The 14,821-nt window shown below is 56.1% G+C and carries 18 protein-coding genes; 10 read left to right on the forward strand and 8 right to left on the reverse strand.

The annotated features are described in order from the left end of the window. Positions 1-162 precede the first annotated feature (162 nt). Genes SPH27_RS01505 through SPH27_RS01540 form a run of 8 tightly spaced genes read left to right on the forward strand, consistent with a single transcriptional unit; the run spans position 163 to position 6,031 of the window. Positions 163-597: a nuclear transport factor 2 family protein gene (locus SPH27_RS01505; RefSeq protein ID WP_182071280.1), complete on the forward strand. Its 435-nt coding sequence runs from the start codon at positions 163-165 to the stop codon at positions 595-597. Next, on the forward strand, positions 594-1,313 hold the full coding sequence (locus SPH27_RS01510; protein ID WP_032657315.1) for an SDR family NAD(P)-dependent oxidoreductase: 720 nt from the start codon (positions 594-596) through the stop codon (positions 1,311-1,313). The genes SPH27_RS01505 and SPH27_RS01510 overlap by 4 nt, the downstream gene beginning before the upstream one ends. Further along, positions 1,310-2,569, forward strand: a complete 1,260-nt coding sequence (locus SPH27_RS01515) for an NAD(P)/FAD-dependent oxidoreductase (RefSeq protein WP_182071281.1) — start codon at positions 1,310-1,312, stop codon at positions 2,567-2,569. The genes SPH27_RS01510 and SPH27_RS01515 overlap by 4 nt, the downstream gene beginning before the upstream one ends. 1 nt (position 2,570) lies before the next feature. Continuing rightward, positions 2,571-3,293 (forward strand): DUF1365 domain-containing protein, encoded by a 723-nt coding sequence (locus SPH27_RS01520; protein WP_096151584.1) that lies wholly within the window; start codon positions 2,571-2,573, stop codon positions 3,291-3,293. Continuing rightward, positions 3,290-4,510 (forward strand): SAM-dependent methyltransferase, encoded by a 1,221-nt coding sequence (locus SPH27_RS01525; protein WP_167819231.1) that lies wholly within the window; start codon positions 3,290-3,292, stop codon positions 4,508-4,510. Before SPH27_RS01520 ends, SPH27_RS01525 begins: the two co-directional genes overlap by 4 nt. After that, positions 4,507-4,992, forward strand: coding sequence for a DUF2878 domain-containing protein (locus SPH27_RS01530; protein WP_032657304.1), 486 nt, complete (start codon positions 4,507-4,509; stop codon positions 4,990-4,992). The genes SPH27_RS01525 and SPH27_RS01530 overlap by 4 nt, the downstream gene beginning before the upstream one ends. After that, complete coding sequence (locus SPH27_RS01535) at positions 4,989-5,510, forward strand: hypothetical protein (protein WP_047061806.1); 522 nt, start codon at positions 4,989-4,991, stop codon at positions 5,508-5,510. Before SPH27_RS01530 ends, SPH27_RS01535 begins: the two co-directional genes overlap by 4 nt. Next, the gene (locus tag SPH27_RS01540) at positions 5,507-6,031 is read left to right on the forward strand and encodes a DUF3833 domain-containing protein (protein WP_047061808.1); all 525 of its coding nucleotides are present in this window, start codon (positions 5,507-5,509) and stop codon (positions 6,029-6,031) included. Before SPH27_RS01535 ends, SPH27_RS01540 begins: the two co-directional genes overlap by 4 nt. Positions 6,032-6,509: 478 nt before the next feature. Here SPH27_RS01540 and SPH27_RS01545 read toward each other — a convergent pair whose 3' ends face one another. Next, entirely contained in the window at positions 6,510-6,968 is a 459-nt protein-coding gene (locus tag SPH27_RS01545; protein WP_058840649.1) for a DMT family transporter, read from the reverse strand. 4 nt (positions 6,969-6,972) lie between these two features. Continuing rightward, entirely contained in the window at positions 6,973-7,407 is a 435-nt protein-coding gene (locus SPH27_RS01550) for a DMT family transporter (RefSeq protein ID WP_032657293.1), read from the reverse strand. 95 nt (positions 7,408-7,502) lie between these two features. On the opposite strand from SPH27_RS01550, the gene SPH27_RS01555 reads away from it, so the two are divergent. Continuing rightward, positions 7,503-8,435, forward strand: coding sequence for a LysR family transcriptional regulator (locus SPH27_RS01555; protein ID WP_182072687.1), 933 nt, complete (start codon positions 7,503-7,505; stop codon positions 8,433-8,435). Between the two features lie 4 nt (positions 8,436-8,439). Here the strand turns inward: SPH27_RS01555 and SPH27_RS01560 are convergent, their stop codons facing one another. The 4 genes from SPH27_RS01560 to SPH27_RS01575 all read right to left on the reverse strand — a co-directional run bounded on the left by SPH27_RS01560 (position 8,440) and on the right by SPH27_RS01575 (position 12,520). Continuing rightward, positions 8,440-9,468 carry a methionine synthase gene (locus SPH27_RS01560; RefSeq protein WP_023311627.1) on the reverse strand — a complete coding sequence of 343 codons (1,029 nt, stop codon included), beginning with the start codon at positions 9,466-9,468 and terminating at the stop codon, positions 8,440-8,442. 23 nt (positions 9,469-9,491) lie between these two features. After that, entirely contained in the window at positions 9,492-10,466 is a 975-nt protein-coding gene (locus SPH27_RS01565; RefSeq protein WP_182072689.1) for a DUF1852 domain-containing protein, read from the reverse strand. A 244-nt stretch (positions 10,467-10,710) separates the two neighbouring features. Further along, positions 10,711-11,394, reverse strand: coding sequence for a YrhA family protein (locus SPH27_RS01570; protein WP_182072691.1), 684 nt, complete (start codon positions 11,392-11,394; stop codon positions 10,711-10,713). A 10-nt stretch (positions 11,395-11,404) separates the two neighbouring features. Then, on the reverse strand, positions 11,405-12,520 hold the full coding sequence (locus SPH27_RS01575) for a DUF6883 domain-containing protein (RefSeq protein WP_182072693.1): 1,116 nt from the start codon (positions 12,518-12,520) through the stop codon (positions 11,405-11,407). A 310-nt stretch (positions 12,521-12,830) separates the two neighbouring features. On the opposite strand from SPH27_RS01575, the gene SPH27_RS01580 reads away from it, so the two are divergent. Then, positions 12,831-13,370: a DUF2058 domain-containing protein gene (locus SPH27_RS01580; protein ID WP_182072695.1), complete on the forward strand. Its 540-nt coding sequence runs from the start codon at positions 12,831-12,833 to the stop codon at positions 13,368-13,370. Between the two features lie 7 nt (positions 13,371-13,377). Here SPH27_RS01580 and SPH27_RS01585 read toward each other — a convergent pair whose 3' ends face one another. Together SPH27_RS01585 and azoR are read right to left on the reverse strand one after the other, a co-directional pair. Beyond that, the gene (locus tag SPH27_RS01585) at positions 13,378-14,064 is read right to left on the reverse strand and encodes an RluA family pseudouridine synthase (RefSeq protein ID WP_182072697.1); all 687 of its coding nucleotides are present in this window, start codon (positions 14,062-14,064) and stop codon (positions 13,378-13,380) included. Positions 14,065-14,154: 90 nt separating this feature from the next. Continuing rightward, positions 14,155-14,760: an FMN-dependent NADH-azoreductase gene (gene azoR, locus SPH27_RS01590; RefSeq protein WP_182072699.1), complete on the reverse strand. Its 606-nt coding sequence runs from the start codon at positions 14,758-14,760 to the stop codon at positions 14,155-14,157. Between the last annotated feature and the right edge of the window lie 61 nt (positions 14,761-14,821).

Below are 14,821 nucleotides of genomic sequence, written 5' to 3' on the forward strand. Positions count from 1 at the left end.
ACTCCTTACCCGGTCTACAAAACTCACTTTTTTACTGTTATTAAGTTATTGATATATAGTTAAAATAAAAAATAAATCATCACAAACTTGGACAAATAACGTTAATTGTGTAAGTTTTAAGTATGCGATTACGCCACGTTGTTTACAGCCAGGATGTGACCCATGAGCACTTTGCCCTCTGTCGTGAGTCGGTTTGTTGAGTACTACGCCGCACTGGATAGCCAGCCGCCGTCCGCGCTGGTGGGGCTTTACCATTCGAATGCCACGCTTATCGATCCGTTTGGCGAGCATGACGGGATTTTCGCGCTTCAGCGCTACTTCACCCATCTGCTAGCCAACGTCGAGCATTGCCGTTTTTCCATCGATACGCCGCTGTGCAGCGGGAACCGGTTTGCTGTGACCTGGGTAATGCACTGGTCGCATCCGCGCATTGCCGGGGGAGAGCCGCTCGAACTGCCGGGGTGTTCGGTGGTGAACACGGAAAACGATCTCATCACGCACCAGCGCGACTACTACGATGCGGGAGAGATGATCTACGAACATCTTCCTCTGCTGGGCTGGGCGGTACGCGGCGTGAAGCGGAGGGTCAAATCATGAAAACGGTGCTGATCACCGGTGCAAGCTCGGGCATTGGCGCCGGGCTGGCGAAATCCTTTGCCGCAGACGGCTACCACGTGATTGCCTGCGGACGCGATCCGGCGCGTCTCGAAGCGCTGCATCAGACCTGCCCCAATCTCACCGTTCGCCTGTTTGATATGACAGACAGGGACGCCTGTCGCCAGGCGCTGACCGGCAGCTACGCCGATCTGATTATTCTCTGCGCCGGTACCTGCGAATATCTCGATGGAGGCGTGGTGGATGCGGCGCTGGTGGAGCGGGTTATGGCGACAAATTTCCTCGGCCCGGTGAACTGTCTTGACGCGCTGCAGCCCCAGCTGACGGCTGGCAACCGCGTGGTGCTGGTGAGTTCCATGGCCCACTGGCTGCCTTTCCCACGGGCAGAAGCCTACGGCGCGTCCAAAGCGGCCCTGAGCTGGTTTGCCGAGAGTTTGCGCCTGGACTGGGAGCCAAAGGGAATTGCCGTCACGGTGGTCTCCCCGGGCTTTGTTGATACGCCGCTGACGCGCAAAAACGACTTTGCCATGCCGGGCAGGGTGAGCGTCGACGAGGCGGTCAAGGCGATCCGTACCGGGCTGGCGGCAGGGAAAATGCATATCGCGTTTCCTGACGGGTTCGGCTTTATTCTGCGGTTGCTCTCCGGGCTGCCTGCGTTTCTTCAGCGCGCGCTGCTGCGCAGGATGGTGCGTTCATGAACATTGCGATTATCGGCAGCGGCATCGCCGGGCTGACCTGCGCCTGGCGCCTGGCCGGGCACCATCAGGTGACCCTGTTTGAAGCGGGCGCCACGCCCGGCGGCCATACCGCAACGGTTGACGTGACGACGCCACAGGGCACATACGCGATCGATACCGGGTTTATCGTCTACAACGATCGCACCTATCCGCGCTTTATGGGCCTCCTCAGCGAGCTGGGCATCAGCGGGCAAAAAACGCAGATGAGCTTTTCGGTGCACAACCCGGCGACGGGGCTGGAGTACAACGGACACACCCTGACGTCGCTGTTTGCCCAGCGCCGAAACCTGGTGAATCCGGCATTCTGGCGGCTGCTCGGGGAGATCGTCCGCTTCAATCGTCTGGCGAAACAGGCGCTGGACGGGGAGGTGGACCCGAACGCCACGCTGCAAACGTTTCTGGAAAAGCACGGCTTCACGCCGTTTTTTGCGCGCCACTACATTCTGCCGATGGGGGCCGCCATCTGGTCCTCGTCGCTGCAGGAGATGAAGCGTTTCCCGCTGCCGCTTTTCTTACGTTTCTTCCAGAACCACGGGCTGCTGGATATCACCCAGCGCCCGCAGTGGTACGTGGTGCCGGGCGGCTCGCGGGAGTATATCCGCGCCATGCTCGACAAGCTGGGCGACCGTCTGAATCTGCATCTCAATTCTCCGGTGCAGCGGGTGAGCCGCCACGAGCACGGGGTTACGCTTCAGCTTGAAAACGGCAGCCATACCTTCGATCGGGTGATTTTTGCCTGCCACTCCGCCAGCGCTCTGGCGATGCTTGATGACCCGACGCCTGCAGAGCGCGAGGTGCTGGGCGATATCGGCTGGCAGCGCAACGAGGTCGTTTTACACAGCGATCCGCGCTGGCTGCCGGAGCGGCGGCGCGCGTGGGCCAGCTGGAACTACCGCCTGAGCGCTCACGAGCAGGCCAGCGCCTGCGTCACCTACAACATGAACATCCTGCAGGGGCTCCCTGCGGGCAGTCCGCTGTTCTGCGTTACCCTCAACCCGGACGCGCCGGTGGATGAACGCTTCGTTCTGCAACGCTTTGTCTATGAACATCCGCTGTTTAACCCGCAAAGCTGGCGGGCGCAGGCGCGGCGCGGCGAGATCAACGGTCATAACCGGAGCTGGTACTGCGGTGCCTGGTGGTACAACGGCTTTCATGAAGATGGCGTGCGCAGCGCGCTGGACGTGGTCAACGCGATAGCGGCCGGAGAGGGGAATTGAGATGAACAGCTGCCTCTACCACGGCGTATTACGCCACCGCCGCCTTCAGCCGAAAACCCATGAATTCAGCTACAGCGTCTTCATGGCCTGGCTGGATCTCGATGAACTGCCGCAGCTCTCGTCCATCGGCGTGCGGCGCAATCGCTTTGCCGGCGCATCGTTCCACGACGCTGACTATCCGCTCGGCACGCCGCTTAAAGAGAACGTGCTCAGCAGGCTGGAGAGCCTGACCGGGGAACGTCCGGACGGGCGGGTGATGCTCCTGACGCAGCTGCGCTATTTCGGCTTTCATTTCAATCCGGTCAACTTTTACTACTGCTACGACGGGAAGGGAACGCTGCGCTGGGTTCTGGCGGAGGTCCGCAACACGCCGTGGAATGAACGTCATTACTATGCCGTCAACGGACAGGATGCGCAGCCGACGGAAAAAGCGTTTCACGTTTCCCCCTTCAACCCGATGGACATGATCTACCACTGGCGCTTTAACGACCCGGATAACACGCTGCATATGCACATTGAAAATCATCAGGAAGCGAAGGTTTTTGACGCCACGCTGGCGCTGCGCCGGGAGCCTTTGACGCGCTCCGCGCTGCGCTCGCTGTTGCTGCGCATTCCGCTCATGACCCTGAAAACCGTTTTTGCCATTTACTGGCAGGCGCTGCGCCTGTGGCTCAAGCGCGTGCCGCTGTATAACCATCCCGTCAGCAGGAGTGAACGCTCATGACCGATCCCGTCTTTGCGTTAGAACCCGATATTCCGCGCAACGTCCGCATCGCGCGATGGCTGCTGTTTCGTCTGTTAAGCGGTATCCGCGGCGGCTCGCTCACGCTGCGTGAAGGGGCGCAGACCTTTCATTTTGGCGAGTCATCCTCCGCGCTGCACGCCGACGTGCAGATCCTCACGCCCGGCGTCTACTGGCGCGTCTTAACGGGCGGGAGCCTTGCTGCGGCAGAAGCCTGGATGGACGGCGAATGGGAAACTGCGCACCTTACGCCGCTTCTGGAGCTGCTCGCGATAAACGGCGAGGTGCTTGGCCGTCTGGAAAACGGGTTCCGTCTGCTCGGCAGGCCGCTGGAGCGGATACGCCACTGGACGCGGCGTAACTCCCGCATGCAGGCGCGCGAAAATATTGCCGCCCATTACGATCTGGGCAATACCTTTTACGCCCATTTTCTGGATCAAGAGCTGCTCTATTCCAGCGCGCTATTTACCGCTGACGAGCAGGATCTGACGGCGGCCCAGCAGGCCAAAATGGCGCGCCTGTGTGACCAGCTGGCGCTAAGCCCGGGTGACCACCTGCTGGAAATTGGCACCGGCTGGGGCGCGATGGCGGAATACGCGGCGCGTCATTACGGCTGTCGGGTGACGACCACCACGCTGTCGCAGGAGCAATATAGCTGGGCGACAGAGCGGATCGCCCGCGCGGGGTTGCAGGATCGCGTTGAGGTACTGCTCTGCGACTATCGCGACCTCACCGGACAGTACGACAAGCTGGTCTCAATCGAGATGATTGAAGCCGTCGGGCAACGCTATCTGCCCACGTTCTTCCGCACCTGCCAGGCGCGGCTGCGCCCGGGAGGACGGATGGCGATTCAGGCCATTACCATTCAGGACCAGCGCTATCGCGACTACAGCAAAAGCGTCGATTTTATCCAGCGCTACATTTTTCCCGGCGGCTTCCTGCCGAGCATTACCGCGATGAACGAGCTGATGACGCGCCACACCGATTTCGTGGTGCGCAATCTTTTCGACATGGGCCCCGACTACGCCCGCACGCTGGCCCACTGGCGGCAGCGCTTTGTCCACGCCTGGCAGGAGATTGAAAAGCTCGGCTTCGATGAACGGTTCCGCCGCATGTGGCTGTACTACTTTGGCTACTGTGAGGCCGGGTTTAACGCTCGCACCATCAGCGTGGTGCAGCTGACCGCCGAGCGCGTATGAGACGTTACCTTCAGGTCTTCCTGCTCGCCGTCGCGTTCGATCTCTACTGGGCGCTGGTGGTGCTCTTTCGCGAACAGGGCCTGATTATCTGGCTCGCGCTGGCGATCCTGGCGTGCCTGCTCTTGCCGCCTGCTTACCGGTTTTACGCCATTGGGCTGGCCGCGGCGGGCAGTCTGCTGGACGCACTCTGGGCCCTGACCGGGCTGATTGCCTTTACGGGCGAGTCCCTGATGCCGTTATGGATGGTGGCACTGTGGCTGATGTTCGCCACGGTCTGGACGCAGCTGACGCGCACCACCACGCTACCCGGCTGGCTGCTGACCCTGCTGGCCGCCGTGGGCGGACCGGTGGCCTACCTGTTCGGCGAGCGGCTGGGGGGCATCACGTTTCTGGAGCCGACCTTTATCGTCGTGAGCTGGATGGCGCCGGGCTGGCTGGTACTGATGCTGTTTTTCCACCTGCTGATGGGGAGACAAAAATGAGATCTGTGGTTTTGCTGCTTTGGCTGACGCTGGTTGTTCCGGTTGCCCAGGCCGCCGACTGGCTTGCCTGGCGGAAGGTGGGTGACGCCACGCTCACCTGGGGACCTTTCACCGTCTACACCTCCCAGCTGCGCACCCCGGACGGCCGTTACAGCCGGGACCAGGATCAGGCGCTCATTATTACCTATGCGCGCGACATCGATCGCGATGAACTGGTTGAGGCGACCCGCGACCAGTGGCAGGCGCAGGGGATCCTGGCCCAGGAGCCGCAAAGCGAAGCCTGGCTGCGGATGCTCCAGTCCCTTTGGCCGGATGTCCGCCCGGGCTCACAGCTGGCGTTTGTTCTCAACGATAAGCAGGGGCAGTTCTGGTATCGCGCGTCAGCGGCGCAAACATCCTTTATTCCACTCGGAGCGCGCCAGTCGGAAGCGTTCAGCACCCGTTTTCTGGCCATCTGGCTCGATCCCCGCACGCAATATCCTGAGCTGCGTCAGCAGTTAATCGGAGGCCAAAAATGAAACGTATCCTGATGATGGCGCTGGCATTCACGATGCTGCTGGCGGGCTGTAGCACTGAGGTGGCCGAGTATCGCCAGCAGCAGCCGCGGCTTGATATCTTTCACTACTTCCAGGGCAAAACCGAAGCGTGGGGGATGGTGCAGGATCGCAGCGGCAAGCAGATCCGCCGTTTCCACGTTGAGATTGCCGGGGATGTTATCGGCGATACGCTGACGCTCAACGAGCACTTCGTCTACGACGATGGCGAGAAACAGCAGCGGGTCTGGCATATACGCCGCGTGGGGCACGATCGCTACGAGGGAACGGCAGGGGACATTGAAGGGGTTGCCACGGGGCAGGCTGCAGGCAACGCCTTTAACTGGCATTACAGCATGAACGTGAAGGCCAACGGCAGCACCTGGCTACTGAACTTCGACGACTGGATGTATTTGCAGGATGAGACGCATCTGTTTAACAAAACTGAGATGAAGAAATTTGGCGTCACCGTCGCCACGGTGACGCTGTTCTTTACTAAGGGGTGAGGGATCCCCACTAAATTCTTAACCAGAAGCGATTCAGATTTTTAAAATGACATGATTATTTTGCAGCGATGACCTGGTCCGGCTGTAAATCGCTGAGGCGTTTCCTGCAGGTCGGGGCGAGGCGCATGGATGCGCCGAGAGGGCGGGCTTTACAGGGATGTTACCTCCGCCCGTCCCCGATAAGCCGGAAGGAATAAGCCGAACGGACCGCGAAGCGGCGATTTACCGCCGGGAGCCCGGGTCGCCAGGGTGGTGGCGACTGAGCCACCCTGGCACGTTCACAGGTCATGTCGTTACAGACTAGCAAGGAACATAAAGTGAACGGAATGACCACCAGAGCCGTATGTTCCCCCTCACCCCAGCCCTCTCCCTCAAGGGAGAGGGGGGCGTCCGTGCTGGCATTATTTTGTGGGGAACCCTCAGCCCGAAGGGGCGAGGGAACAGTTTCTTGCCTACACTCTGTCAGCAAGATGTGGTGTCATGTCCCAGCAGAACGGGATTTACTACCCGAGTAAATAAAGACAAGCGCAATCCCCAGGCACACCACCGCGCTCAGACGGCTCGGTGAAAACGGAATGGCGGGATTGCCCAGCCAGCCAAAGTTATCAATCAACATACTCATGGCGAGCTGGCCGAATATCACCGCCACCGTGGCGACGGCGGTGCCGATGCGCTGCACCGCCACGACCATGATCACAATATAGGGCACGCCGAACATCGCCCCGAGGAGCTGCCATTTCGGCACGTCCAGCAGCGTGACCGCCTGCTTCGGTTCAAAGAAGAAAATGAGCAGGGCGGTTACCAGCGCGCCGACGGAAAACGTCAGAAACGCGCTTTTAAATACCCCGACATTGCTGCCGAGCTGCCCGTTAATCGCGGCCTGAATGCTCAGCGTTGCGCCGCCGCAGACGGCCAGAAGAATCATTATCAGCGTCATATCATCACCCCTGCGCGACCAGTACCAGTGCCGCAATAATAAAAACCAGCGCCACGATACGTTTTGCGTTTATCTTCCTGTGCGGCGTACCCAGCAGGCCAAAGTGGTCAATGATCAGGCTTTTAAAAACCTGACCAGCCAGAATGCCAATCATCGTCAGAGCGATGCCGATGGTCGGCGTGGCGATCGTCAGAATGACCACGTAAACAGGGCCAAGCACGCCGCCGAGCAGCTGCCAGCCGGGCTGGGCGAAAAACGACGGGCTGTTACGCGGGCTGAAAAACAGCATCAGCAGAAACGTCAGCGCGGCGCCGACGCCAAAAATGCTGAACGTCGCCCATAAATCGCCCACTTCTCCCCCTAATGGCCCCAGTAGCCCCGCCTCGACGGAGAGGCCCATCCCGCCGGCAATCACCAGTAAAATCAAAACAAACTGCATTACGCTTCCTCCGTTTTCAGGCGAAGAAGATTACGTCGGTAGACCCGTGAGAAAAATGCCATAATGCAGGAAACACCTTTGCAGGAAATGCATTAATGTCAGATGCCGGAAGCATGAACCTTCGCTCACTGCTGCTGTTTATTGCCGTCTATGAAACGCAGAACTTTTCCGTCGTCGCGCGACGAGAGGGAATCTCTGCCTCGCAGGTGTCGCGCATTGTTCATCAGCTTGAGGACGCGCTCGGCCAGCAGCTGTTCTATCGCAATACCCGGGCGGTGATCCCCACGGAAAGCGGGCATCTGTTTATCCGCTATGCCCGGGCGATGGTCGATAACTTCGAAGAGGCGCGTCGTGAGCTGGATGAACGTTCGACCGAACCCTCCGGCACGGTCCGCATAAACGGGCCGGTATTTTTTGGACAGAGACACGTTGCGCCCGGACTGGCAGGTCTGGCCGAGCGTTATCCACGGTTAACCATTGAGCTGACGCTGACCGATGACTTTATCGACCCGCACCGGGATGCCGCCGATCTCATCTTCCGCATCGGCACTCTGACGGATTCGACGTTCCACGCCCGTGTTTTTGGGCAGCAGCGCTACCACCTCGCCGCGTCGCCCGCGTATCTGCGTCAGCACGGCGTCCCGGCCGACCCGACCGAACTGAGCCAGCACAAATGTCTGGTCTATCGCGGTTCGTCCGGGCCTAACCGCTGGCTCGTGCGGCGCAAAGGGGAGAATTGGGTGCATTATCCCGTCGCGCCGCTGATGACGTCCAATAATGCGGAGTCGCTGCTTATTGCCGCGCTGGGTGGGATGGGGATCGTCCTGTTTCCGGACTGGCTGATTGGCGACAGGCTGAAGCGGGGCGAGCTGATCGCCCTTTTGCCGGAAATGGCGTGCGCCATCAACACGGAGCAACTCAATATTGCGGCGATCTATCCTAACGCACGTCATCCGCCCCTGAACGTCAGGGCGGTGATTGATTATTACGTGGCTTTTTTCGGCACGCCGCTCTACTGGCAAACGTAAGGGATTACGCGCCGAGCTCCTTGCGGATAATCTCTGCGCCGGCGCTGAGCGCTTTCAGCTTGCCGTTAGCCACCTGGCGTGAAAGCGGGGCCATGCCACAGTTGGTTGACGGGTAAAGCTTGTCGGCATCGACGAACTGCAGCGCTTTACGCAGCGTATCGGCGACTTCCTCCGGCGTTTCAACGGCGTTGGTTGCCACATCAATCGCGCCGACCATCACCTTTTTACCGCGGATCAGCTCCAGCAGATCCATCGGCACGCGGGAGTTGTGGCACTCCAGGGAGATAATGTCGATATTAGAGGTCTGCAGCTTAGGGAAGGCCTCTTCGTACTGGCGCCACTCTGAGCCGAGCGTCTTTTTCCAGTCGGTATTGGCTTTGATGCCGTAGCCGTAGCAGATGTGTACTGCGGTTTCGCACTTCAGCCCTTCAATGGCGCGCTCCAGCGCGGCGATACCCCAGTCGTTCACCTCGTCAAAAAAGACGTTAAATGCCGGTTCATCAAACTGGATAATATCCACGCCCGCGGCCTCTAACTCACGCGCTTCCTGATTGAGGATTTTGGCGAATTCCCAGGCCAGCTTTTCGCGGCTTTTATAGTGCGCGTCGTAAAGGGTGTCGATCATGGTCATTGGCCCGGGCAGGGCCCATTTGATCGGCTTGTCCGTGAGCTGACGCAGGTACTTCGCATCGTCCACGAATACCGGCTTCTGACGCGCAACGGCTGAAACCACGGTCGGCACGCTGGCGTCGTAGCGGTTACGAATGCGCACCGTCTGGCGATTTTCAAAATCCACGCCGCTCAGGTGTTCAATAAAGGTGGTGACGAAGTGCTGGCGAGTCTGTTCTCCGTCGCTGACGATATCGATACCCGCGCGGATCTGCTCATCCAGGGACAGGCGCAGCGCGTCCTGTTTACCCGCCAGGAGTTCCTGATCCTGTAATTTCCAGGGTGACCACAGCGTTTCAGGTTGTGCAAGCCAGGTCGGCTTAGGCAGGCTGCCAGCCGTAGAAGTCGGGAGCAATGTTTTCATAATAAAAGACCTTTTTTGATGAATTAAAGCGTGTAGTTATCAGACCACTGCTCAAGAATGTGTTGGTAAGGCTTAATAAAGTACGCTTCGGTAAAGCGACCCTGTTCAATCGCCAGTCGGCTACGCTCTTCCCGGTCATAAACAATTTTGGTTAAGGAGTGATCCTGCTGGTTCAGATCCGGTCGGTAGCACAGTCCCGCCGCCGAGTTTGCGTTATAAATTTCCGGGCGATAGATTTTCTGGAACGTCTCCATCGTGCTGATGGTGGCAATCAGCTCCAGATCGGTGTAGTCACTCAGCAAATCCCCGGTAAAGAAGAACGCGAAAGGCGCCACGCTGTTTTCCGGCATGAAATAGCGAACCTGCAGGCCCATCTTCGCGAAGTACTGTTCCGTTAGCGACTCGCCATCCGGCTGATATTCAATGCCCAGTACCGGGTGCTGGTTACCGTTGCGGCGATAGGTGTCTTTGCTGGAGACGCTCAGGCAGATCGCCGGACCCTTGCTGAAGTTTTCTTTGTATTCCGGCGAATTGACAAAGTGGCGGAAAATATTGCCGTGCAGTTCGCCAAACTTTTCCGGAATGCTGAAGTGCTGCTGGTTCTTGTTGTGTTCCAGCAGGCGCACGCTGAAATCATAATCCCTCACGTAAGAAGAGAAGTTATTCCCGACGATGCCAGGGATACGCAGGTTATTTTTTTTGTCGACAATCGTGGTTTGCAATATCTCAATGGCCGGGAACGGTTTTTCCGCGCCAATGTTCAAGTCGACAGAGATGATTTCCAGCTCAACCGCGTAGCGATCGGCGTTTGGGTTATCCCAGCGCGCCAGGGCGTTAAAGCGGTTGTTGATCATCACCAGCGTATTGCGCAGGTTTTCCTGACGTTTTTCCCCGCGCGCCAGGTTGGCAAAGTTGGTGGTCGTACGCGTATTTTCTGACGGGTTGTAATTCTCATCGAAGCAACTGCGCTTAAGGGTATATGTGAAAGCTTTGCTCATTGTGGTTATGCATCCTAAGTTCATGTTGCTAAGAAGTTACCGATGCATAATTTATGCCTGAGCCCGCGGCGCAGGGGAAGTGACTTAATTTCAATGCAACATGAGCGAAGTTCATGAACAGTGTTGCGCACAGGCTGGAGAGGGCAGTGAGAGAAGAGGTATCGGAATGCTTTCGTTATACCTCCTTATTAATGTGATCCAATAGGCTGGTTGAAAATACAACCAGCAATTGATGTTGCGGATTTCAGCTCAACGTATCAATCAGCGTGGACAACAATTCGCTGAGGTTAGCATGTGTTTCAATCGCATAATCCATTGATGCTTTATCACGGATCTCGAAACAGTCATCTGTGAAGTTGTAGGCAAACACGGTCATACCATCTTCACCAATGAGTACCTTGTCAGTAAGGTTCGGATCAACATAGCTTTCGTTGTCACGTATTTCAAAGTTACGAATGTAGATATTCGACCATACGGGTTCACCGTTCTCCGCCTGCACCAGGCTGTACAGCGTCAAACCGTTATACTCAAGGCCATCCATGATTTCGAACATACCAGAGTAGTCCAGCCGGTTAACCATCAGACGTTGGATATCCTGGTAAACTCTTCTCTTCTGAGCATCCCATTCAGCAGGGGCGGCTTTGTACATCAAGTCTGTCATTACGTCAGGATCTACTGGGTTGGCTACCGGGAAATTATTGTCAACCAGCAGTGTTTTAAGGATACCTGGAGTGAAATAACTCTTTAGTTGAGCGGGAAGCAAAGCAGGCATTGCGATTGTTCTTCCTTCCTCATCGCAAAACTCGACAAGATAGCCCCGCGTAGGGGTGTCGAAAACCATAACAATCGTACCAATAGTCCCTTTTACCAGTCCTTCATTCGGTAAATCCTCGCCTAAAATCACTACGTCTAATTCGGCTCTTTTCATTTGTATTTTCTCATTTAACGAATATGGTTGTCAGGCGAGGAACTAACGCGTCTGTTTCATACATCCAACCTGTACGCACGATCGCTGTTTCATCATTGACGCCTAAAATGGACATATCGACAGCCATTGTTTGGCCGTAATTATTTGCCTGCAACACTTTGGCTGGGGCCGATAATACGCCTTCCTGGATTCTTGCGGCTAAAACATCTGCATTAGTTGGGTTGTATCCCAGCGCTGATTCAAACACCCTGGCTTTGTGCCCCCCTGTAGGATGTGTTGAATCTAAAGCATAAGCCGCGAGTTTTTTTGGGTCGATAACGGCGTGTTCAGCATTCACTAATGTACCATTCTCAGAGGTGAAACCTTTTACATATGGGTTTTCAAGTGCTGGTATCTTACTGAGACCCGATATTTCGTCTATTTCGCTTAAAGGGTTCAACCTGCCAATTGTCAATCCTGCTGCAATGGAGGCACCCGCAATCATTAACCCTTTGTTGTTCATGATTTGATCGTAGCCCGCGGGGGCATCCCCACCAAGCTGCTGTGCGGTTTCATGAAAACCTTTAATATTGCCGTTATACACCCCACCAGCGGCGAGCAGTCGACCAACAGCTTTACTATTCAGCGTTTTCCCCGACGGTGAAGTTGTTGGCCCGTAATAATCATAATGCATCCGTTGAGTGGGAGCAGGCTTCCTGCCTTGCCGATCGGCAATAACGTGCCGGTAAGCGCTCATGATTTCGTCCTTATACCATGCATGCCACGATGAGGAAGTAGGGGTAAAAATTAGCTCGCCGTTATTGTCGATATAAAACGGGTTCCGGTCGCTGCTCCAGCGCCTGGAGGTATCTACTCCAACAAGCCAGCCAATTTGAAGTTCGCGTTCTACTTGATCATAAATGGGATCTGCGTAGCTGCATTGCCTTCGTTCATATGGTCTTTGATGTGGAGATATGCTGTATTTTCTTTTGGGAAGACCAAAAGAGAGGCTATGACCGTTTGCTTCATAAGACAGATCATAATGTTTACACGCCTCTTTCAGTGAACCTGCTGGAGTAAGAATGTATTGAAAATCTTCAGGGTTTAATTGCCGTGTTAAATCATGTGACCGGTAGAGTCGAAACATGCGGAATCCTTATCGTTAAGCATCATTGTTCCTTTTAAGGGCATATTTTTTTTCATTCTCTTAATAAGAAAAAACAGCCTACGCCTGAAGCGATCGCAATTATTCAATCCGCATCATATTCACGAACTGCTCATTTTTTTTAAGAAAATGACCTGACAATTTTTAATCACTCTTGCGGCTGTAACGTTAGTAAACGCTGAATAAAGAATAAACAAAGCTCAGGCGACAAAGCGCCATGCCTACTTCTCTGGCACACGCTCCGCAATTCCCGCTATAATCCCCAAAATTTCCAACCGGTTTAGAAACGATCATGACAAAACTCACCTTACAAGAGCAGATGCTGAAAGCGGGCCTGGTCAGCAGCAAAAAAGCGGCAAAAGTGCAGCGCACGGCAAAGAAATCACGCGTTCAGGCGCGCGAGGCTCGGGAAGCGGTAGAAGAGAACAAGAAAGCGCAGATCGAGCGCGACAAGCAGCTGAGCGAGCAGCAGAAGCAGGCCGTGCTGGCGAAAGAGTTTAAAGCACAGGTGAAGCAGCTGATTGAGATGAACCGCATCACCGTGGCGAAAGGCAACATCACCTTTAACTTCACCGACGGCAATCTGATCAAAAAAATCGAGGTCGACAAGCAAACCCAGGCTCAGCTGATCAATGGACGTCTGGCGATTGCCCGCCTGGTCATTAACGCCAGCGGCGACTGTGAATACGCGATAATTCCGGCGGTGGTGGCCGATAAAATTGCCCAGCGCGATGCCGACAGCATCGTGTTAAACAGCGCGCTCAGCCAGGAAGAACAGGACGAAGACGATCCGTACGCGGACTTCAAAATCCCGGACGATTTGATGTGGTAAACCGCATTCAGAACGGGGCGGCGTGACGGGCGTTAACCGGCTCTCCGCTCACGGGATGAATAAAATTCAACTCGCTGGCATGCAGCATCAGCCGGGGCGTTTCCTCAGCACCCGGCGCTTCAAGACCGCCATACAGATCGCAGCCCAGAATCGGGTGCCCCAGCTGCTGGCAGTGAATACGCAGCTGATGGGTTCGCCCGGTCTCCGGCGTAAGCATCACCCGCGTTAACGGCAGTCCCGTCCCCTGATAAAACCGTTCCACCACCCGATAGCGGGAGCGGGCGGGTTTTCCGTTGATGGCGCAGATCGACATCAGCGGGAACAGCGCCGGGTCCTTGGCTATCGGCGCGTCTATTTCTCCCTCATCGTTTTCCAGATGTCCGCAAAGCAGGGCGCTGTAGACCTTCTCCACGCTGCGCTGGCTGAACTGCTGGCACAGCGCCGCGTTGATGGCCTTATTGCGCGCAACCACCATCAGCCCGGACGTGCCGAAATCCAGACGGTGTACCAGCGTGCAGCCGGGAAACGTCTGGACCAGACGATAATGGACGGAATCAAGGTTTTGCGGATTTTTGCCCGAGAGGCTGAGCAGACCGGAAGGCTTATCGATCAGCAGCAGATGTTCATCCTGCCAGAGGATCTGAATGTCGTCGTGACACGGTGGGGCTATAAAAGAATCAATAATCGCAGACATCAGGCCGCCCGGCTGGAGAGTGGGAGCGGATGATAACGAAATGTGGGAGAAAAGAAAAACCCTCCCACCTGGCGGTGAGAGGGCAAAATCTTAGGCTGCTACCAGGCTGTCGATGGCGGCTTTCGCATCGGTCTGCGCTTTGGTCGCCACTTCCGGACCGTAAGCGATACCTTCAGCGAACACGAAGTTCACGTCAGTGATGCCGATGAAGCCCAGGAACAGGCTCAGGTACGGCGCAACCAGGTCGGTTGGGGTGTCTTTATGGATACCGCCACGGCTGGTCAGTACGATCGCACGTTTACCTTTCACCAGACCTTCAGGGCCGTTCTCGGTGTAACGGAAGGTTACGCCAGCGCGCGCCACCAGGTCGAAGTAGTTCTTCAGCTGGGTAGGGATATTGAAGTTGTACATTGGGGCGTTAATGACGATAACGTCGTGCGCCTGCAGCTCAGCAATCAGCTCGTCAGACAGGGTCAGCGCTTCCTGCTGACGTGGAGACAGCGGTGCATCGCTTGGGCGCAGCGCGCCAACCAGCTCGCCATCCAGCACAGGAATTGGGTTTGCAGCCAGGTCACGCACGGTGATTTCGTCAGCAGAATGCTGTTCACGCCACTGTTCAACGAAGTAATCAGACAGCTGACCAGACTGAGAGTACCCTGCCAGAATACTGGATTTCAAAACTAATACTTTGCTCATGGGTGATTCCTGTTGTTGCATTTGATTGAAGGGGGTTGCCCCGTTGCTTGTTGACACTCTA

Source organism: Enterobacter sp. A103, assembly GCF_034427535.1.
Lineage (GTDB): Bacteria > Pseudomonadota > Gammaproteobacteria > Enterobacterales > Enterobacteriaceae > Enterobacter > Enterobacter asburiae_B.